We start from the raw sequence: 21,907 nt of genomic DNA, 5'->3' as shown, positions 1-21,907 counted from the left end.
AGACCACAAACGCCAGCTTAGTTGGCGTTTGTGGTCTGTTCAAAGGATCTCCTTATGGCGACGCAACAGGCTTGGTTCCTCGCCGAGGGCCCATCCAACGGAAGATCGGGTTTGCTCTGGTCTGCAGGTGGTCAATAAAGCTGAGTAAGAAAAAGCCAATCACCGCCAGCAGCAGGGCGATCCAGAATTCTGGGCCAGCAAAATCGGGCAAGATATTGCGTTCGCGTAGGGGGACGATTTCACCGTGACGATCAAGCATCGTCTCGAGTACCTCTTTCCAGGGCCAGATTTTGCGCAATGAACCCGCCATAAAGCCGACGAGCACTGCCACGGTCACTCCGTGATAATGCTTCAGCAACCAACTCAAGACTCGCGCAAACCCCAACAAACCGACGACGGCCCCGAGCCCCAGCGGAATGATCGCCAACAGGTTGAACTCTGAAACAGCATTGAGCACATAGGCATATTGCCCAAGAATAAGCAAAATAAAAGATCCTGAAATACCTGGCAGAATCATCGCCATAATCGCAACAGTGCCACTCAAAAAGAGGGTCAGCGGATCATTTGGCATATTGAGTGGCACCAGGCCAACAATAATAAACGCGGCAACTGTACCAACCACGAGTGCGACCAGGGTTGTCGGATTCCAGCGTACGGTCACACCAACAGCGATAATCGAGGCAAGAATCAAGCCAAAGAAAAAAGCAAAGAGGTAGATCGGGTAATTCTCGAGCAAAAAACGCATCGTACGTGCCATGGAAATAATGGCAACCCCGATGCCCAGACCGAGCGGAATGAGAAACGTCCAGGGAATCTGTCCAAACGCCTCACGCCATTGACGCTTTCCGAACAGTTGCAACAGGCGTACATTGAAGGATTTGATCGCATCGAGTAATTGCTCGTAGACCCCAAGAATGAACGCCATTGTTCCGCCCGATACCCCTGGGATCAGGTCGGCAATGCCCATCGCAAACCCGGTCAAAAAGAGGCGTAGCGCAGAAAAAGGGCGACGCGGACTTGTATCTTCAGAATTCATCTAGCTAACTCCATTATTTTAAAAACCGTTCCCCCAGCACCGGCAACTGATTCAACGGCCCTGTACGCACGCGGGTGTTGGGCAAGGAGTCGAGGAACTGCTGACCATATTTCTTGCTCAACAGCCGTCGATCAAGCACGACCACAATCCCCCGATCTTCGCGACTCCGGATCAGACGCCCAAAGCCCTGCTTGAAGCGCAGAATCGTCTGCGGTACCGAAAATTCGCCAAACGGATCCTGAAAGCGCTCGCTACGGGCCGCAAAGATTGGATCGTTCGGTACGCTGAACGGAAGTTTTGTAATCACGAGCACCGAGAGCGCATCGCCGACAACGTCTACTCCTTCCCAGAAACTGTTTGTGCCGAGCAAGACCGTGCGTGGAAATTCTTTGAAACGGTCGAGCAACGCCCGCCGACTGCCATCAATCCCCTGCGCCAGTACCGCTATTTCCTGGGCTTCTAGTGGTTCCTGGATCGCATGGTAGGTCTGGCGCAGGGCGTTATTCGCGGTAAAGAGGGCCAGGGTGCGCCCGCCTGTGACGGTGCAGAGTTCGATCAGCGCCTGCTCAATCGCCTGTTGATACCCTCGCTGATTCGGCTCGGGGATGTCACTCGGGATATAGACTAGCGCCTGTTTTTCGTAGTCGAAGGGCGATTCGAGCTCCAGTTCGTTGGCCTCAGGCAACCCCAGGCGATCTTTGACAAACTCAAAGCTTGTCTCGATCGTCAGCGTTGCCGAGGCAAGCACACTCGTTGCTTTTTGCGCAAAGAGCTGGGCCTGCAACATATCGGCAACACTGAGTGGTGCCGCCGTTAGGGTCAGGGTGTCGCGCTGCCGATCCAGCGTCAACCAGGCAATGATCGCTTCGTCACCAAAGATGATATGCCCCGTCTTGACCCGTACATCTACGGCAAACCGCCCCAGGTATTCGACCTGGATCAAGAGCTCCTCGTACCCGTCGACTTTGCTCGCCTCCAGATTGCGCAGTTGCTCTTCGATCTCGGCCAGTCCTGTGCCAATGACCGTCAGGATGTCGGTCATGTTCGCCCAGACGACTTGTACTTCTTGCCAGGCCGCCTTCTGGCGAATGCCCGGGGTTAGTCGCAGGCGTGGGTCATACTGGTTATCCTGCACTTCGCGGATCACAAAGGCATTCAACAGGTTGAAGCATTCGTACACGGCGGTGCGCGCCCGTACCAGCGCCGGACGGATCAAGTCGCTCGCTTGCGCAATTTTTTTTGCCACAAGCTCGTCTACCCCGGCCTGCAACGCCGCCGGCAATTCACTCAGCAACCCACTGACAACTTGTGCTCCGCCCGTCTGAAAGATATCATCGAGAAACTTTAGCATGGCCGCCTGATCTACCTTGAAACTCAGTTGATCTGTGGCGACATCTTCCAGGTTGTGGGCTTCGTCAATGATCAGGTGCGCGTACGGCGGCAAGACATGCGATTGCGCGGCGAGATCGGCAATGAGCAGTGCGTGGTTGACCACCAGAACATGCGAGGCTTCGGCCTGACGCCGCGCCTTGAAAAAGAAACATTCGCGAAAATGTGGACACCGCGAGCCAATGCATGTCTCGGGTGTGACATTGACCCGATTCCACGCAACGTTTTCCCGATCCATCAGCAGCAACTCGGCTTTATCCCCGTTCTCGGTCGTAGGAACCCAGAGTTGAACCTTGAGCAACATCCGTACCTCGTCCGGGTTCAGGTTCTCACTCCGCTGCATTTCGTAGTACCGTTTGAGACAGAGGTAGTTGCCGCGCCCTTTGAGCAATGAGGCCGTAAAGGGAGGCATGCCACTCGCGGCCATGATCGTTTGCAAGGCCGGGAGGTCTTTGAAGAAGAGTTGATCTTGTAGATTGATCGTATTGGTTGAAATGACAACCCGCTCGCCGCGGCGAGTGGCGAAAAAGACCGAGGGGATCAGGTAACTCAACGATTTCCCAGTACCCGTGCCCGCTTCGACGAGCAATGGTTCGCTCAGGTTGAAGGCTTCGGCCACGGCCTGCGCCATGTGAACCTGGGGTGCCCGTGGCTCGTAGCCGGGAAATTGTTGCCCGAGTGGGCCATCTGGGGCAAAGAAGGCCGCAATGTCATCATAGTCAAGCGGTCGTGCGTCACCCGTGGGTTTGAGTGGCTGTGGCTCACCCAGGCCTGGCGGCGGTGCCATCTCAAAGATCGTTGGGGGTGGCTGTATCCGCCCTGGCATCGCTGGCTCAAAAAAGGCGTTCCGCGTCTTCTCCCGCACCGTATGCTCAAAGAGATCGCGCATCGGGAAATCAATCTTGTTGATCAACCGCATGATCTCATTCAAGGCATCGAGACTCAGCGCTTCGAGCAGGTCAAGCAAGTGGTTGAAAACATGCGCCGTGACGATCGCATCATTGAGCGCACGGTGGGCATCAGGGTGCGGTACACCGATCCGTTCGGCCAGGGCGCTTAGTTTGTAGATCGGTGCCTGTGGCATCAGCAGGGTTGCCAGTTCAAATGTGTCATACGTCGGCTGCGTAAAGTTCATGCCCTGCGCACGGAGCATGCTCAGGTCAAAACTGACCGAGTGCCCCACAATCGGGTAACTCTTGATAAAACGCGCAAAGTCCCCCCCAATCATATTGAAGAAGGGTGCCTCGGCTACATCCTTGGGCGCGATGCCCGTCAGACGGGTGATCTTGAGTGGCAGCGGCTGGCGCGGTTGCACAAGCTGGCTGTAGGTGTCGAGCACTTCATGACGACGAAAGGTAACCGCCGCGACTTCGATCAATTCATCCGTCCCCGGAACCAGCCCCGTTGTCTCAACATCAACCGCTACATAAATGCGCTCGTTCATAGCTAGTTTTCCGTCACCAGATCTTGTGCTTATGGCATAGAAATGCAGCCTGGCCTTACCTGCAAACATCGGCAAGTCCAGGCTGCATTATACCCTAATCTACTATGTCCCAACGCTCTAGCGGGAGCGTTGGCCCCCCCGCGCGGTCGTTGGGGCACGGCGCGGTCGTTGGGGCACGGCGCGGTCGTTGGGGCACGGCGCTGCCGTGCCCTTACGCTGCCCGACGTGTCCCTTCAATATAGTCCAGCGATTGATGCCGAAAGTAGGTGTTGTACAGTTCGGCGTAGTGTCCGTTCGCTGCAATCAACTGGTCGTGATTGCCTTCTTCAATGATTGCGCCTTTGCGCAGCACAATAATGCGATCCGCCGACCGTATCGTGCTCAGTCGGTGGGCAATCACAATGGATGTCCGCCCCAACAGTACTTCGTCTAGCCCTTCCTGGATCAAGGTCTCGGTCAACGGGTCAATGCTCGCCGTTGCTTCATCAAGAATGCAGATCGCCGGGTCTTGCAACAACACCCGCGCTAGCGCGACAAGCTGCCGTTGCCCCATCGAGAGGCCCCCTCCCCGCTCGCCAACCTGACTCTCCAGTCCCTCTGGCAACCCTGCAATCCAGTCTCCCCCACCGACCCGCTCTGCCACTGCGCGCACCGCTTCGTCACTGGCTTCCGGTCGCCCATAGCGGATATTTTCGCGTACCGTTCCATCAAACAGAAACGGCGCTTGCGTGACAATGCCCAATCGTGTGCGGTATGCTGCCAGGTTCAGGGTGCGGATGTCTGTGCCATCAAGCGTGATGCTGCCCTCTTGAAATTCGTAGAAGCGTGCAACCAGTCGCGCAATGCTGCTCTTGCCCGACCCCGTGTGTCCGACCAGCGCAATCGTTTCGCCCGGATGGATCGTCAGGTTGAAGTCATGCAGAACTGGCTCACCTGGACGGTACGCAAAATTGACATGCGCAAAACGGATCGCTCCTTTCAGTTCCGGTAGCCGCACATCACCTCGTTGCACGACCTCTGGCTCGGCATCAATCAGGGCAAAGACCCGCTCGCCTGCCGCTAGACCAAGCTGGAACTGACTCCAGAACGAGGCAATGCTGGTCAGTGGGAACCAGAAGAGCGCCAAACCCTGGATAAAGAGGAACCATTCGCCTGGTGTCAGCCCACCACCCCGTACTTGCATGCCCCCAAGATAGACAAGCAGCGCGGTGCCGATGCCAGCCAGGATGTTGAGCAGCGGGAAGATGCTGCTAAAGGTGTAGCGCGTGCGCATATTCACCCGCCGACTCTGGTTGTTCACCCGCACAAACTCGTTGTAGATCGCTGGCTCTTGCCGAAAGGTCTTGGCGACCCCGATGCCGCTCACAGTCTCTTGCACATGGGCGCTCACGGTCGCATTCATCCGCCGCGATGCGGTGATCGTTTTCCGCGCTAGCGCTCGAAAACCCAGTGCTGCCCCGACAATAAAAGGGGCCAGGCCCAGTAACACGAGCGTCAGTTGCAGGTTGATCGTTGCCAGATAGATCAGCAGCACCACAACGAGCAACAGCCGACTCATCAATTCCATCGTCAGTACCATCACTTGCGAGAAGGCTGCCGTATCCGACGTCACTCGACTGACGATCTTGCCTGTCGGGAACTGGTCGTAAAACGAGAGATCACGCCGTAATACGGCGTCGGCCGCGTCCTCGCGCAGTTTGAGTACCACCGCACCGACCGCCTGCGATGAGCGCGTCTGACGGATAAAGTTGAAGACCCACGATGTCGATGCCAGCGCGACCAGGCCCAAGGCAACCATGCCGAGTTGCGTAAAGGGTGTGTCTGGCTGCAGACGATCAAGATTCTGTGCAATAAAGATCGGTATCACCGCATCAAGCAGCGCAGTTGCAATAATCATCCCGGCAGCAATGATCATCTTCGGCGCTTCAGGCCGAAAGTAGCTCAGAATCCGTTTGACTAGAATCTTATCGCCGTATTTACGGTCGTATTCTTCTGCATCCAGACCGTCAAAAATAAAACCCATGGATTCCTCCAGGATAAACACCCTCCGGCGAAGGTCTTAAGAACGCCACTCCAAATCCTCTGCCGTGCGTGGGCGGCAGGCCTTGCGTTGCCCCGCCGACCCTTCATCCTCTGCCGTGCGTGGGCGGCAGGCCTTGCGTTGCCCCCGCCGAGCCTTCATCCTCTGCCGTGCGTGGGCGGCAGGCCTTGCGTTGCCCCCGCCGAGCCTTCATCCTCTGCCGTGCGTGGGCGGCAGGCCTTGCGTTGCCCCCGCCGAGCCTTCATCCTCTGCCGTGCGTGGGCGGCAGGCCTTGCGTTGCCCCCGCCGAGCCTTCATCCTCTGCCGTGCGTGGGCGGCAGGCTTGCCTGCCGCCCACGCACATTCCCCACCCACCGCTTATGCTGCTCGCCGCACCGGCGTCGCTTCATCTTCGAGTGGCGGCAGATCAACGTCAAATCGGGCAAAGATCCGCCGGTAGTGACGTGAGCATCGTAGCAGTTCGTCGTGACTTCCTGCTGCTACCAGTCGGCCACTGTCAAGCACCAGGATCTGGTCGGCCCAGCGGATCTGTGAGAGCCGGTGGGTGATCAAAAGTACGGTGCGCCCCTCCTGGGCTTTGCGGATCGCTTGCTGAATCTGATCCTCAGTTGCACTATCAATTGCACTCGTGCTATCGTCCAGGATCAGAATGCGCGGATTACTCAGGAAGGCTCGCGCCAGCGCAATGCGTTGACGTTGCCCCCCCGAAAGCGTGACGCCCCGTTCCCCCACAACCGTCGCGTAGCCATCGGGAAAACTCATGATAAACGCATGCGCCTGAGCAGCGTGGGCGGCGGCTTCAATCTCGGCCTGCGTCGCTCCCGGTGCCCCGAACGCAATGTTTTCCCCGATGCTCCGCGAGAAGAGAAAAATGTCTTGCTCGATCTTGCCAATCTGTGACCGTAGCGCATCAAGACTCCAGTCACGCACATCGACCCCGTCAATCAGAACCCGTCCCTTCGTCGCGTCATACGTACGGTTCACGAGTTGTGTCAGCGCACTCTTGCCACTGCCAGTCTGTCCTACAATGGCGACCGTCTGCCCCGGTACAACGTCAAACGATACCGCCTCAAGAGTTGCCGCAGGTGTGTGTGCCTCGGCCGATGGTGCTTCAATTGTGCCCGTTGCCCCCCGCCGCGCATATCCAAAACTCACATGTTCAAACGTGATGGCACCACGCATCGGGGCCGCATATCCGGTTGCATTCTCATGCAAGTCAGTCTCGGCTTTGATAATGCTCAGAATACGTCCGGCACTTGATAAACCAGCCTGAAAAACTGAAAACGCAAAGATCGAAATAAAGGTCGGAAACCGCAAAACATTCATCAGTCCGATCACCGTAATGACCGAGCCAAGATCAATCACGCTCTGCCGATAAAGCCACATCGCATGGAGGAAGGTCAGGCCCGCCGCAATGCCATAGACCAGCAGTGGCAGATAGCGTGCCTCGATAGCGCCTTGCTGCACAAAGAGATCGCGGAAGATCCGTGCGTTACGCCGAAATTTGCCTTGCTCAAAGATTTCGCGTGCGCTCGCTTTCACGACTTCGATCCCCGAAAGACTCTCTTCGAGCCCCGCGTTCAGCGTGCCGTATTGCTCGCGCTGACGGTCGATCACCGGTTGTAAGCGCCGAATATGTGACCGCGCTAGCAGAATATAGGCCGCTACAAAGCCGAGGGGAATCAGTGCTAGTTCAAGCCGTGTCAGCGCGATAAACGTGATCGGAATCAGAATTCCCAGGATGGTTTCAAAAATCAGACTCGATCCGGGCACGATCATGCTGCTCAACTGCTGCGTGTCGTCGGTCGCCCGTGCCATAATGTCGCCAGCTCGTTGCCGATCATGAAACGCCTTATTCTTCCCCAGCAGACTCGCATAGAGCTCCTGACGTGCATCGGCTTCGAAGTGCGATGCCACCGTCTCAGCGGCAAGCGTACCAATCAGCATCGAAATGCCATCCAGCGCCAGTAGCCCCATGATGATCAGCGCCAGCATCAGCAACCCCTGGGCGGCACTCGGCTGCAGAATCTCTTCGGCGGCACGTCCAATGAAGACCTGTGCACCTGCATAGGCAATCCATCCCAAAATATAACAGCCTATCGCTACCAGCGCCAGCCATTTGTACCGCACCACATGCGCGACAATCCATTGCCACCGACTTGCATGGTTGTACTGATAGGCATCTTTAATTGTAAACTCGCTCTGCTGATGCAAAATCATCTCCTTATCTGCAAGAGCGCGACCGGCGCCTCGCCAAGCGCAACCGGGCCCATCATCTGCTCATCTCAGCCAGGGTAGCACACACGGGCGAGCTAGCCATCAGCCAAAAGGCGTATGTTAGACAACGCCGTGCTCGGCCAACCATAGGTTGGCCGAGCACGGCATGTCAAGCCGAAGGCGGTGTTTATTCGTAACGCAGCGCTACCAACGGATCAAGCCGTGCCGCTCGCGCTGCCGGGTAGAGTCCCGCCACGATCCCGATCAGTGCGGCAAAGACGAGCGCTGCCAGCGCGAGCCACCACGGGGTCACAAAGAAGGTCGCCGCAATCGGGAGTTGCTCGCGCGCAATGTACCAGGCAATCACTTCGTTGAGCAATAGGCCTAGTAGCCATCCGCCTACAATCCCAAACGCTCCACCAAGCAACCCGATTAGCCCTGCCTCGATCATAAACAGGTTGCGAATATCCCCCCGTGATGCACCAATCGCTTTCAGCGTGCCAATTTCGCGCGTGCGCTCGTAGATCGCCATAATCATGGTATTGACGATCCCGAGGCTCGCCACAAAGAGCGCCAATCCGCCAACTGAGGCAAGCATGACGTTGATTACCGCAAAAACCCGGTTCGCCTGTTCGAGGATTAGTTCGAGTGATTGTACGCGGTACCCCTCTTCGCGAAAGGTGCGCACAAGCACTGCCGCCGCTGCGACGTCATTTGCCCGCACCACCGCCAGATCGTACCCCTGGGTTTGCAGGTAGTCCGGGACATTGAACCACCACGATTTCATCGTCGCCATATCAGCGACGGTCGCCTGGACTTCGTTGTCAGGTAGGTCGCTTACCCCGGCAACAATCAGCGGGAAGCGCTCACTTTCACCGCGTGGACTGCGGAGCACAATCGTGATTGTTTGTCCGACAAGTTCTCCCGCCTCAACTCCCTCTGGCAACGCACCCGCCGCAAGCACGACTCGCCCTGCTTGTTGCACCGGGCTAATGTCGCCTGCCAGCGCCGACGCTTCACTGCGAAACGGGTTGGCAAAGACTTGCTGCCCTGTCACGCGGATCGAGGTGAGATCGCCATTGGCAAACTCGATCAACGATGTCACATCATCAAGATTGATCTGGGCAACGACGCCCTGCACCGTTGGCAAGGCTTCCCATTGCGCAACCACCTCAGGCGTGATCGGATTCGATCGGCGTGGTGTGCCAAACTGGGTAAAAAAATCATCGTTACGCTGGACGCCGGGGTTGACAAAGACATTCTCCAGCCCTAACGCCGCAAATTGCGCCCGTACCTCGCGTTGTACGCCAACACCGAGCGAAACCATTGTGACAATCGTCAAGATGCCCACAATGACCCCGGTTGACGTCAGGATCGTACGTACTTTGCGCCGCCCTAGATTCTCTAAGGCTGTACGCAGAATATCACCAAGTTCCATAGTTTAGAAACCGACTTCGATAATTGTTCGTGCCGTGCGATCCTGAAAGAAGCCGACTCCATCCTGGATCAACCCGACATAAAAACCCATTCGGGTCTCACGCTGCAAAATGCGAATCTGTCCAACAATCTCGACCTCTTCGCCTGGCATCAAGAAGTCTTCGACCCCTGGGATCGCCCACTCTTCGGTTGGCCGGGGCGAAATGGCCCAGCGGAATGGGTAGCGCCGCGGTCCACCCCCACTATTGGCGTCCCAATCCATGCCGACCCGCCAGAAGCCACCCGCCTGGGCCGTGTAACGTCCTTGCTCAACCGACGAAAAGACTTCATCGGTCGTGTAGGCGAAGCCGCTCGGTGGCCCGTACGTGCGGATCGGGACATCGCCGGTATTGCGCACCCGCATGGTCACGGTAATGACGTCTCCCAGCATGACGCGCTGCGGGGCGATGTGCGCCGCAACAATGCGCGCTTCGGGTTGCCCGACATCTTCGAGTCCAAGTTGTCCCTGTTGCTGCACAATGTTGCCATATGCATCTTCTGCCCGCACCGTGTAGGTGTAGATGCCCGCCGACAAGAGCGATTGATTCGGTCGTTTGCCATTCCAGATGTGGTGCTGTTCGTATGGCCCTACCTCTTCGCGGGTGACTACTGGGATGACTTCACCATCAGGTGCCGTCATCATAATGTCAACGGTTGCTGTCACCGGCAGTCGGTAGGTGATTTCTGCAATGTCATCAATTGCATCGGCATTGGGCGAAATGATTGAGGGCGACACGACCAGGTTCTCGATGGTTGGTAACCCTATCTCATTGCCGGTAATCGTCAGGTTGTGCCGCTGTTCACTCCGTTGCCCATCGTTTCCCTCCGCTGCGATGACCAGTTCATAGGTTCCAGGTGACAACATCCGCCGCACAATTATTGGGTCGTCAACCGGTACGGTACCATCAAACCGCAAAATGTAGGGTTCACGACTGCCAGGGCGTATGTCTCTGCGTCGCAGGTTAAACTGCTCACCAGTACTATCATTCAGATAAATATCAACGGTTGCGTCACGGCCTACCGCATAACGAATATCCAGGGGCCGACTCGCTTCGGTTGGGTTAAACGACGTTGCACTCAGGCTTACCTCGCCAAGCAGTGGTCGCGTCGTGCATCCGCTTAACACCACCATCGTAACACCGAGCAGCATCAAGCTGATCATGCTCACCATAAGTCGCATAGGTTTCACGTATCGCATAGCCTCCTCTATTAGGCTGAGGCATCGTACCAGGAGTCAAGCGCAGGCGCAAGTTGTCGTTGTCCCTCAGATCCGCATGAGGGGTGGGCCGCTTAGCGGCCCACCCCTCATGTGAATCTGGGCGTCTTATTCAGTCGCGAGAATAGCTAGGTAGCCCAGCGTTGCTCGTTTTGCCTGTGGGTGCAACTGTCGCCATAGGCCAAGTAGTTGCACTTCGTCGCTCGACAGTTCCTGTCCGCTTGGCTTCCCGCCTGATCCGTTAAGATCCGCCTCCGCAACCGGCGCTCCTCCGTCGCTTCCCTCGGCTTCGTTATTGATCGGGGCCACCATCGAGCTGTTCGTCAGCACGATGCCTGCTTCGGCAAATTGGTTGGCAACAATGATCCGTGCGAGCGCAAGAGTGTCAACTCCTAGCACTTCGGCGAGCCGTTGTGACTGATCGGCATCCGGTAAGGTGCGATTACTGAGATAGTTGCGCATGGCACCATCACTGATCTTCGCCTCACGGTTCAACCGTGACCGCGAAAAACGCCCTTCCATCTGTGCCTTCAGCCATTCACCAAACGGTGGGGCTGCCTCTGGCTGGCGCCCCATACGCTGCCGTATCTCTTCTATGGGTAGATCGAGCACGCTACTAAGCGCTTCCATGGTGCGTTCACGTGGCCGTGTCGTTTTGCCCAGCATAAATTGCCGCAATGAGATTGTTCCAATCCCTACTTCTTCGGCAAAATCACTTAACGATTGGCCTCTGCTCATAGCCGTGTGAAATAATAAGACTGCAATAGGCTCTTCCATACCGATTATTCCTTGTATAGACATGTCGTCTCCTCCTGACAGGTTTGTACATTATGTTGGGATTATTGTGTCCGCAGTCTTTTAAGAAAGCCGTTTGTTTGAGAATTCGTTAGAGTAATCTGCTTAGATATTTAAAAGTTGTCTTTTCTGTTGCCATATATCTGTAGAATCTACAACAGGTTGAGTATAATCTGAATAAAATTACTTGTCAAGTTTGTTTTTGATGCTCAGCTAGTAACAGGTGCTCAAGATATGGTACAATTATCGTATGTGAAGAAGGCGTATAACTGTCTTTTGTTCCATCGTAACTCTTGTGTAAGGATATGCTCTGTGGATACTCAGCGCACTCCCATAACCGTTGAAGATCTCTATTCGCTTGGCTCCCTTGAAGATGTTCGGATTAGTCCTGATGGCCGGTCGATTGTGTCGGTTTATGTGACGACCAATAAGCACGAGAATCGTTACCATCGTCGCCTTGTGCTTACCTCTGTCGCAACTGGACACTCACGCCGCTTGACCCATGGGCTGTTCGATTATCAACCACGCTGGAATCCCGATGGTCAGAGTCTGGTCTTTGTTTCACGTCGCGATGATCCTCAGGGACAACTCTATCGCCTTCAACTCGCCGGCGGTGAGGCTCAACAACTCACGGCCATGCCCAATGGCGCCAGTGATCCGGTCTGGAGCCCTGATGGTCGCCAGATTGCTTTTCTTGCCCCTGTTAGCGAAGAAGAACGTGCCCGTGAGCACGCTGAACCCTCGCCTGCCCCCGCTACCGCCTGGGACGCACAACGCGCCGTCGAGCAGCGCCGTCATGAAGAAGAGCAGTGCATCGATCCACGCGTGATCACGCGCCTCCCCTATCGTAGTGGCACCAGTTTCTTTGACCACCGTCGCCGCCACGTCTATGTCATTGATGTGCCGCTTGATGATGTCGAACAACTTCCCCGGCCACGCCGCCTTACCGATGGCGATATCCACTTTGGTGCCCCTACCTGGATGCCCGATGGTCAGAGCCTGCTTAGTACCGCGACTCGTGATCCCGAGGCCGACTCGCTCTTCGCTTTCTATGATGTGCTCCGTCTTCCCCTTAGTGGCGCTCAACCCATCGTTCTTACCAAACCCGGCTTCTCCTATTTCGATCCTCAACCTTCGCCCGATGGCACGATGATCGCTTTTCTTTGCCTCGATGAGCAAAAACTTCTCGCCGATGGTAACCGTGTCGCTATCATTCCGGCTGAGGGCGGCGAGCCAGAGGATTTGACTGCTCATACCGATCTCAATGTGGAACAGTTCCGCTGGCAACCCGATAGCCAGGGCATCATCTTTACGGCTGGCTGGCGCGGTGATCAGCATCTGTATAGTCTTGGCTTGCCTGGTACGCCAACCTACCGCAATGGCATAACTCTTGTCCCCGGCTTGCGCATGGTCAATGGCTTTGATGTCGCCCGTGATGGCACGATCGCGTTTCTCGCTAGTAGCCCCGCGAATCCCGGTGAACTCTTCTTGCTCCACGCTGATGGCACCGAACGCCAGTTGACCACACTCAATCAAGCCTACCTCGACCAGCGTGTTGTGGTTCCGCTCAATGAAATTCTCTACCTTGCCCCCGATGGTCAGGAGGTTCAGGGATGGGCCCTCTATCCGCCTGCCTGGCAACCCGATCAACCTCATCCGATGATTGTCTCGATTCACGGCGGTCCGCATACGATGTGGGGGCCGGCTTTCCGTTCGATGTGGCATGAATGGCAAACGATGGCCGCCGCAGGCTATGTCGTCTTCTTCTGCAATCCACGCGGCTCCGAAGGCTATGGCGAACAGTGGCGCGATGCCATCCGTGGCAATTGGGGCTATGCCGATGCCCCTGATATCGAGGCAGGTGTTGACGCCATGCTGTCCCGCGGGGGCATTGATCCTGCGCGCATTGCCGTTACCGGTGGCTCCTATGGCGGCTATATGACCGCCTGGTTGTTGGCTCACACTGATCGTTTTGTCTGTGGAGTAGCCGCCCGCGGTGTCTACAATCTCATCTCTCACCCCTCTACATCCGATGCCCACGAGTTGATCGAAATTGAGTTCAATGGCTATCCCTGGGAAATGGCCGAAGAGTTGTGGGTTCACTCGCCTCTTGCCCACGCCCATAAAATAACTGCCCCTCTCTTGCTTTTGCATAGCGAGTGTGATTACCGTGTTCCCATCAGCGAGGCCGAACAACTCTTTTCTTTCCTCCGTCGCCAGAAGAAAGTTGTTGAATTTGTTCGCTACCCCCGTGAAGGCCACGAACTTACCCGCACCGGTGAACCTGCCCACCGCGTTGACCATTTGCGGCGTACCCTCGCCTGGTTTGACCGCTATTGCTAACCCGCTAGCCTATCTCCTCCATCCCCTGCTTCGCTCGAAAAACAGCCCACGACGCGGGCTGTTTTTTTGAGCAAAGTAGCGTCCCTCGGGACGTAGATTGCTAAATCTGTGACATATTACACAAATAATCCCCGAAAACGATCATATCTTCCCAAAATTCTTCTCTGGTCTTAAGTATTTGTAAAGGTACTGTGTGCTTGCTCGCGGCATAGCCGTGAGCAAGTACGTAAATGCTTTGACAAACTCGTTAGGTTTGCTCTAGTACGCTAAATCAATAATTGCAAAAAGAATAATTTCTCATGATACCTTTTGATGCTATCGTGTGAATAGATGCCCTCTCGTACTATTTGTACAAAATTTGCCTGAAAGTCATCATGGGGGCTTCTCAAAGTGATATGTATGTGGTACACTTTCCATATCTAACAGCGTCACGATGTCGCAAGAGCCTCCTTTGCAATAGGTTTCGTCTCCTTGAATGCATGTGCCTCCCCGACCGAGGTGCAGCCCGCGGCGTTTGCTTAGCTAGGCCATGGCACACGAACAATGAAGATCGTGTGTGTCGGCCTTTCCACCGAGTCGTTTCGGAAGGTTTGCCTGTTTTGACGACATTTCTCCACGAAGTGACTCAATGTATTGCTTCGACGTGTCGCCCGAATTGATGAACGCAGGGGCGCTTGCCCTTGCCGGTGCAGTGTGTCACGGTGTAGCCTGGCACGCAGGAGTGGGATCGGAATGCAAGTAAAGCTCTTTGTCGGTAATCTCGCGTGGGGTATTGACGATCAGCAACTCGAAGCTGTGTTTCGTGAGCATGGCTCGGTGCAGAGTGCTCGCGTTATTTATGATCGTGATACCGGGCGCTCGCGGGGGTTTGGTTTTGTTGAGATGGAAGTGGAGGATCTTGCCAAGGTGATCCGTGACACCGATGGCCTTGAGATCGGGGGGCGTCCTCTTCGTGTGAATGAAGCTGAAGATAAAGGCGGTCCGCGTGGCCCCCGTCATGATAGTGGTGGCTTTGGCAATCGCCGCTATTAATTTAGCTTCCCTCTAAATTTAATCTGATGACACACTGAAGGCCAGCATTGCTGGCCTTCAGTACGTCTATATGTCTGCTTCCCTCATGCCGTAGGTTCCAGTGACTCCAGGAGCAATTCTGCAATATCGCGCCGCCGTAGGCTTTCATCCCGCCCAGTGTTCTTGGCGGCATCTTCAAACATCACCATGCAGAATGGGCAGCTCATCGCGAGTGTCGCTGGTTGTGCCTCGGTCAACTGCTCGAGCCGGATGTAGTTGACCTGCTCTTTGCCCCAACCCTCTAGCCAGACATTGCCACCACCACCGCCACAACACATCGAGCGCTCGCGATTGCGATCCGGCGCTTCGACCAGTTCAACCCCCGGAATGCTCTTCAGTAGCTCACGAGGTGCATCATAGATGTCGTTGTAACGGCCGATGTAACACGGGTCGTGATACACGACCTTTTCGCCAAGCGGCTTCACTGGCTTCAGTTTGCCCTCGGCTACCAGCCGCGCTAGGAATTCGGTGTGGTGGATAACGTCATAGTCAACGCCCGCACCACCACCGAACTGAGGATATTCGTTCTTGATTGTGTTGAAGCAGTGGGGACACGTCGTGACGATGGTCTTGAATTTGTATTGCTTCATCGTCTCGATGTTCTGCTCTACCTGTGCTTGATAGAGCAATTCTTCCCCCATGCGTCGCGCCGGATCGCCGTTGCACGTCTCTTCGTCACCAAGGATGGCAAAGTTAACGCCAGCTTGTTGCAATAGTTGCACAAAGGCTCGTGCGACCCGTTTGCTGCGTTCGTCGTAACTCGGCGCACAGCCAACCCAGAAGAGTACGTCCGCCTCTTCTTGCTCGGCCATAATCGGGATATCCAACCCCTCCGCCCAGGCTGTCCGTTCACCGGCTGGCAAGCGCCACGGGTTGCCGGCACGCTCGATGCCTTCAAGCACCCGTTTGACCCCTTGTGGCACTTCGCTCGCAATCATCGTGAGGTGTCGCCGTGCACCCACAATATCGTCAACATGCTCGATCATCGCCGGGCATTCGTGGACACACGCATAACATGTCGTGCAACTCCACAGTTCATTTTCGGTAAAGAGGTTTTCGTATAGGGGTACCCGCTCGTTATCAATCGTTCCCCTGCCTCCCTCTTCATCCTCTTGTCCATCCATGTCAAGCTGCGCGACAAGTTTGACGGTGCCATCTTTGAAATGGATCGGCTCTTCCCGCATCAAGTCGTGCAATTTGGTAATAATATACTTCGGTGAAAGATCCGCCCCCGATGCGTGCGCCGGACAGGCCGCTTGACACCGCCCACACCGCATACAGGCATCAAGATCGAGCCGGTGCTTCCAACTCAGATCACCCAGCGTCGCAATGCCTAGACGGGGCTCGTCTTTCTCGATTTCCGCTTCCAGCGCCGGAATGGTCTCAAGGGCACCGCGTGGCGCTGTATCCCGAAAAAAGGTGTTGAGCGGGGTGTAAAAGATGTGCTTGAATTTACTAAACGGTAGTGTCGCAATGAATGCTCCCGTCGCTGCCGCATGGGTGAACCAGAGCAGAATGTGAAGGTTGAGCCCGATGGCACTGCCATCCCCTAGCCCGATGGCTTTGAAGACGACGGCTAGCGCAAAGCCGACATATGCTAGGCGTGCCCACGCCTGCTCATAGACGGGAATGCCGCCAATTTCTTGATTGGCAATGCGCAACCCCTCGATCAAAAAGCCGCCAATGCCAATGAAGAGCAAAACCCACAACACCCACGCGTCGGTACGCCGATTATCAAGGCGCGGTTCTTTGATCCGATACCGCCGCCACGCAGCCCAGCTCAGGCCTGCCACAAAAACAAGCCCTAGCGTATCCATAATAAATTCGTAGCTCTGATAAAACGTGCCGACAAGAATCTTGCCTGCATCCTCCCCCATCATCGGCAACGTAAAATCCTCTTCAACCGCAATAATGTCGGTGCCAATAAAGAGGGTCAGAAAACCAAAAAAGATTAGAGCATGCATCATCCCTGGCCGACGATCACGCAGTACCTTCTTTTGGCCAAAGACTTGGGCCAGAAACTCAACGGTACGTGCGGGAAGTTGGTCAATGCGTGCATCAGGACGCCCTTTACGCCATCGCCCAATATCACGCAAAATACCCCAGGTCATCACAATTGATGTGACCAGGATCAGACCATAGAGAAAGATGGGAGCCAGTTTGCCAAAACGATCTACGTTCCAGTAGATCTCACGAATCGCAACAATAATTGGTTCATCCATATCGCAGCCAGGCCTTTCTTCCCTTGGCAGCACGCAAATTTTGCTTATCATAACATTTGCACTATACTGCGTCAATGATTACTCTGGCAACAATTGGTAGTGAAAATTGTACGCTTTCCTCGTTTGACAACCCCCCCGCCAAATGGTATACTCCTTTATCGTCGTGCCATGGCACGCGCTGAATAGTCCTCTGTGTGTCAAACCGGCCCACTCTAAGGCGTAGCTTCTGCTATGACCAGATACGGGGCTCGGATATTATTTTGTCTGAACATTGGATGTTGATGAGCGAGCTTTAGTCTGTAGGAGTGCTGGATGCCAACTATTAATCAGCTCGTACGGAAACCGCGTAAGCCGGTCGAGAAGAAGACCAAGGCTCCTGCACTGCGGTTCACGTACAATTCGTTGAAGGGCAAGTTGACGCGTGGCAAGGGTTCACCTCAGAAGCGTGGGGTGTGTACCAAGGTTGCAACGGTGACGCCCAAGAAGCCGAATTCGGCTCTGCGCAAAATTGCCCGTGTCCGCCTGTCTAATCAGATCGAGGTAACGGCCTATATCCCTGGTGAGGGCCATAATCTGCAAGAGCACTCGGTGGTGCTGATCCGCGGTGGCCGTGTCAAAGACTTGCCGGGTGTGCGCTACCATATCGTGCGCGGTACCCTCGATACCCAGGGGGTGAATGGTCGTAAACAGGGTCGCTCGAAGTACGGTACCAAGAAGAATGCCCAGGCGATTGGCAAGAAGCGCTAATTGCTGCACGGCGCAAAGCAAAACGGTCGCTCTGTCAGCCTTCGTTGCTGCACAATCTGTCAGCTACAAGCATTGAGGAAATTCTATGCCCCGTCGTGGAAATATTGAAAAGCGGATCCCGCCACCTGATGCACGCTACAATAGTGTGTTGGTGCAGAAGTTCATCAATAAAGTGATGGAACGCGGTAAAAAGAGCGTCGCCGAGTGCATTGTCTATGATGCGCTCGATATTGCCGCTGAGCGCACCAGGAAGCCGCAACTTGAGGTGTTTGAGATTGCGCTACGCAATGCCAGTCCCGCTATTGAGGTTAAACCCAAGCGCGTTGGCGGCGCAACCTATCAGGTGCCTGTTGAAGTTAAGAGCGACCGCCGCTATGCCCTCGCAATGCGCTGGCTCTTGACTGCTGCTCGCTCACGTAGTGGTCGCCCGATGCACGAGCGTCTCGCCAATGAGATTGTAGATGCCTATAACAATACCGGGACGACGATTAAACGTAAGGAAGATGTACATAAGATGGCTGAGGCAAATCGTGCCTTTGCCCATTATGGACGGCTCTAAGCGCTCAACAGAAGTTCTCCTGTTTGATGCTTGCTGTGAGTCCTATAAGAGGCGATATGCTCGCCTGACCTAGGAGTAGGGGACGGTATGCCACGCCAGTTCGAACTTGATAAAGTGCGAAATATTGGGATTATTGCTCACATTGATGCGGGCAAGACCACCACAACCGAGCGCATTCTCTTCTATACCGGGCGCACCTATAAAATCGGCGAGGTTCATGAGGGAACCGCGACGATGGACTGGATGCCCCAGGAGCAAGAGCGCGGGATTACGATTACCTCGGCTGCAACTACGGCGCAGTGGAAACTCGGTGATACAGTCTATCGGGTCAATATTATTGATACGCCCGGCCACGTTGATTTTACCGTTGAGGTCGAGCGCTCGCTGCGTGTCCTCGATGGTGGCGTCGTGGTCTTTGATGGGGTCGCTGGGGTTGAGCCTCAGTCTGAGACGGTCTGGCGTCAGGCTGATAAGTATAGTGTGCCCCGTGTCTGCTTTGTCAATAAGATGGATCGCACCGGCGCAAGTTTTGAGCGCTGTGTTGATATGATTGTTGACCGCCTGGGTGCGAAACCAGCAGTTATTCAGTTGCCTATTGGCGCTGAAGATACCTTCAAAGGCGTTGTCGATCTCTTGACGATGCGCGCAACAATCTATAACGACGATCTCGGCAAGGATGTTCAGGAAGTGGATGTGCCCGAGAATATGCTTGCTCGCGCCCAGAATGCGCGTGCCGATCTCGTTGAGATGATTGCTGAGACCGATGATGAGTTGACCCTGCTCTATCTTGAGGGCGAGGATTTGAGCCTTGAAGAACTCAAGCGTGGTCTCCGTAAGGCTACAATTGAGGGCAAGCTCGTTCCTGTTCTGTGTGGTGCTGCACTGAAAAATAAGGGCGTCCAGAAACTCCTTGATGCTGTCGTTGAGTTTCTTCCTTCGCCTCTCGAACGCCCCCCTATCCAGGGGACTTTCCCCGGTCATCTGCTTGGCGAAGACGATGCTGAGTTGCTCCTGCGCGAGGTTACCGATGAGGCACCGTTCTCTGGCCTTGTCTTCAAGATTGTTGCCGATCCCTACGTTGGGAAGTTGGCCTATTTCCGGGTCTACTCTGGCACGATCGAGAAGGGGAGCTATGTCCTCAATAGTACCCGCGGTCAGCGTGAGCGCCTCGGACGCATTCTCCAGATGCATGCAAACCATCGCGAAGATATTGATACGGTCTATGCCGGTGATATCGCGGCAATGGTTGGTCCTAAGCAGAGTTTTACCGGCGATACTATCTGTGACCCCGATAAGCCGATTGTGCTCGAGAGTATTCGCTTCCCCGAGCCGGTTGTTGAGTTGGCCATTGAGCCCAAGACGAAGGCTGATCAAGATAAGATGGCTATTGCCCTGAATCGTCTCAGTGAGGAAGATCCGACTTTCCGTGTCTATACCGACCAGGAAACCGGTCAGACGATTATTAAGGGGATGGGTGAGCTTCACCTCGAGGTGATTGTTGACCGTATGCGCCGTGAGTATAAGGTCGAAGCTAATCAGGGCAAGCCTCAGGTTTCGTATCGCGAGACGATTAGCACAGCTTCTGATATCGAGACTCGCTTTGTTCGCCAGACTGGTGGTAAAGGCCAGTTTGCTCACGTGAAGATTAAGTTTCAACCACAAGAGCCTGGGGCTGGCTTTGAGTTTGTGAACCAGATTGTCGGTGGGACGGTTCCTCGTGAGTATATTCCCGCCGTTGAACAGGGGATCAAAGAGGCCATGCAGACCGGTGTGATGGCCGGGTTCCCCGTGGTTGACCTCAAAGCAATCCTCTATGATGGCTCATTCCACGAGGTTGACTCGTCCGAAATGGCTTTTAAGATTGCTGCTTCAATGTCGCTGAAGGACGGTGTTCGTAAGGGCCGCCCCCAGTTGCTTGAGCCAATTATGAAGGTCGAAACGACAACCCCCGAGGATTTCCTTGGAACCGTGCTCGGTGATTTGAACTCGCGCCGTGGCCGTGTTGAAGGGATGGAAGCACGCGGCAATGCGCAGATTGTCAAAGCCTATGTGCCCCTCGCAACGATGTTTGGCTATACCACCGACCTTCGTTCTGCGACCCAGGGCCGTGCAACCTCTTCGATGGAGTTCGATCACTACGAGGCGTTGCCCGACGCGCTTGCGAAAGAGATTATCGAAAAGCGAAGTGCGAGTTGAGTACGCATGCCTGAGTTGCATTTGCTGGCACCGCCACCCTGGCGGGAATATGCCCTCCTTGATACAGGTGGCGGTGCCAGGCTCGAACGTTTTGGTTCCTATACCCTAGTACGGCCCGATACCCAGGCGATCTGGCCGGTGACGTTGACCGAACAAGAGTGGTTGCGTGCTGATGCAACCTTTGCGAAAGCTCGCAGCGGCGATGATACCCCTGGTCACTGGGTTGCGCGCCGTCAGTTGCCTGAACAGTGGCCGTTGCACTATGACAATTTAGCGTTCTGGGTTCGCCCAACCCCGTTTCGTCATACCGGGATCTTTCCCGAGCATAGCGCTCATTGGCCCTGGCTCGCAGATGTGCTCGCCAGAAGCCCTCGACCGTCGGTGCTTGTGCTCTTTGGTTATACTGGCTTGACGAGTATCTATGCCGCAGCTCACGGTGCCGCAGTGACCCACGTCGATGCGTCCAAGCCAGCTGTGCGGTGGGCGCAGGATAATCAACGCCTTTCTGGCCTCGAAGCAGCGCCAATTCGCTGGCTCGTTGATGATGTTGGCAAGTTTGTTGCACGCGAGATTCGCCGTGGACGCCACTATGACTTGATTGTGATGGATCCTCCCGTCTTTGGCCGTGGCCCCAAAGGGGAAATCTGGCGCTTGAATGAGCATTTGCCTGAACTTGTTGCGCAGTGTGTGCAACTCTTGAGTGACCAGTCCCTTGGGTTGTTGCTCAATGCTTATGCGACGAATGTGTCCGCGTTGACCTTGTACAATTTGCTGACGGCAGCTTTCAGTCGGCGTTCAGGTTCGACAAGCGCGGGGGAGTTGACCCTCCGCGAAGAACGCTCCGGGCGCTTGCTGCCCACTGCCCTCTATGCCTGCTGGTCGGATGTGCTTCATCCCCATCAGGTGCAGTCTGACCTGTTGTAGTGTGTCGGAAAAGGATTTGTTCTTCACGTCCTCGGGTGGGTGTGAGTGGCTGAAAAGTGAGGGGTTTGGCCCCCTCTCATCGAGATAAAGTGAAATAACGTTGGGTGGTGACCAGCACTACCTCAAAACCTTGTGGAGTATCAAGCTTATGGCAAAGCAGAAATTCGAGCGGACGAAGCCGCACGTAAACATCGGCACGATTGGGCACGTAGACCATGGCAAGACGACCCT

Annotated in this window: 15 protein-coding genes; 7 read left to right on the top strand and 8 right to left on the bottom strand. The window is 55.2% G+C overall.

Features of this window, described 5'->3' with window-relative positions; all coding sequences use genetic code 11:
* Positions 1-52 precede the first annotated feature (52 nt).
* From A9Q02_RS13875 to A9Q02_RS13845, 7 genes are all read right to left on the bottom strand, one after another.
* The gene (locus tag A9Q02_RS13875) at positions 53-1,036 is read right to left on the bottom strand and encodes a DUF368 domain-containing protein (protein WP_097653684.1); all 984 of its coding nucleotides are present in this window, start codon (positions 1,034-1,036) and stop codon (positions 53-55) included.
* Between the two features lie 13 nt (positions 1,037-1,049).
* Positions 1,050-3,869, bottom strand: coding sequence for a helicase C-terminal domain-containing protein (locus A9Q02_RS13870; RefSeq protein ID WP_097653683.1), 2,820 nt, complete (start codon positions 3,867-3,869; stop codon positions 1,050-1,052).
* Between the two features lie 211 nt (positions 3,870-4,080).
* Entirely contained in the window at positions 4,081-5,892 is a 1,812-nt protein-coding gene (locus tag A9Q02_RS13865; protein ID WP_097653682.1) for an ABC transporter ATP-binding protein, read from the bottom strand.
* Between the two features lie 375 nt (positions 5,893-6,267).
* Positions 6,268-8,124: an ABC transporter ATP-binding protein gene (locus A9Q02_RS13860; protein ID WP_245860550.1), complete on the bottom strand. Its 1,857-nt coding sequence runs from the start codon at positions 8,122-8,124 to the stop codon at positions 6,268-6,270.
* 190 nt (positions 8,125-8,314) lie between these two features.
* Positions 8,315-9,565 (bottom strand): ABC transporter permease, encoded by a 1,251-nt coding sequence (locus A9Q02_RS13855; protein ID WP_097653680.1) that lies wholly within the window; start codon positions 9,563-9,565, stop codon positions 8,315-8,317.
* A gap of 3 nt (positions 9,566-9,568) precedes the next feature.
* Positions 9,569-10,801 (bottom strand): hypothetical protein, encoded by a 1,233-nt coding sequence (locus A9Q02_RS13850; RefSeq protein ID WP_097653679.1) that lies wholly within the window; start codon positions 10,799-10,801, stop codon positions 9,569-9,571.
* 126 nt (positions 10,802-10,927) lie between these two features.
* On the bottom strand, positions 10,928-11,596 hold the full coding sequence (locus A9Q02_RS13845; RefSeq protein ID WP_097653678.1) for a helix-turn-helix domain-containing protein: 669 nt from the start codon (positions 11,594-11,596) through the stop codon (positions 10,928-10,930).
* Positions 11,597-11,926: 330 nt separating this feature from the next.
* Here A9Q02_RS13845 and A9Q02_RS13840 point away from each other — a divergent pair, with 330 nt between their 5' ends.
* On the top strand, positions 11,927-13,957 hold the full coding sequence (locus A9Q02_RS13840) for a S9 family peptidase (protein WP_245860549.1): 2,031 nt from the start codon (positions 11,927-11,929) through the stop codon (positions 13,955-13,957).
* A 732-nt stretch (positions 13,958-14,689) separates the two neighbouring features.
* The gene (locus A9Q02_RS13835; protein ID WP_097653676.1) at positions 14,690-14,989 is read left to right on the top strand and encodes an RNA recognition motif domain-containing protein; all 300 of its coding nucleotides are present in this window, start codon (positions 14,690-14,692) and stop codon (positions 14,987-14,989) included.
* 83 nt (positions 14,990-15,072) lie between these two features.
* Here the strand turns inward: A9Q02_RS13835 and A9Q02_RS13830 are convergent, their stop codons facing one another.
* On the bottom strand, positions 15,073-17,250 hold the full coding sequence (locus A9Q02_RS13830) for a heterodisulfide reductase-related iron-sulfur binding cluster (RefSeq protein WP_097653675.1): 2,178 nt from the start codon (positions 17,248-17,250) through the stop codon (positions 15,073-15,075).
* A gap of 312 nt (positions 17,251-17,562) precedes the next feature.
* Here A9Q02_RS13830 and rpsL point away from each other — a divergent pair, with 312 nt between their 5' ends.
* From rpsL to A9Q02_RS24890, 5 genes are all read left to right on the top strand, one after another.
* Complete coding sequence (gene rpsL, locus A9Q02_RS13825) at positions 17,563-17,997, top strand: 30S ribosomal protein S12 (protein WP_097653674.1); 435 nt, start codon at positions 17,563-17,565, stop codon at positions 17,995-17,997.
* 85 nt (positions 17,998-18,082) lie between these two features.
* On the top strand, positions 18,083-18,556 hold the full coding sequence (gene rpsG, locus A9Q02_RS13820) for a 30S ribosomal protein S7 (protein WP_097653673.1): 474 nt from the start codon (positions 18,083-18,085) through the stop codon (positions 18,554-18,556).
* Positions 18,557-18,643: 87 nt separating this feature from the next.
* Complete coding sequence (fusA, locus tag A9Q02_RS13815; protein WP_097653672.1) at positions 18,644-20,752, top strand: elongation factor G; 2,109 nt, start codon at positions 18,644-18,646, stop codon at positions 20,750-20,752.
* A 6-nt stretch (positions 20,753-20,758) separates the two neighbouring features.
* Complete coding sequence (locus A9Q02_RS13810) at positions 20,759-21,676, top strand: class I SAM-dependent methyltransferase (RefSeq protein WP_097653671.1); 918 nt, start codon at positions 20,759-20,761, stop codon at positions 21,674-21,676.
* A 148-nt stretch (positions 21,677-21,824) separates the two neighbouring features.
* Positions 21,825-21,907, top strand: an 83-nt coding sequence (locus A9Q02_RS24890; protein ID WP_245860208.1) for a GTP-binding protein, incomplete at its 3' end; no start/stop codon positions are given.

Source organism: Candidatus Chloroploca asiatica, assembly GCF_002532075.1.
In the GTDB taxonomy this organism is placed as follows: Bacteria; Chloroflexota; Chloroflexia; order Chloroflexales; family Chloroflexaceae; genus Chloroploca; species Chloroploca asiatica.
This window is presented reverse-complemented; position numbering and strand designations above follow the sequence as displayed.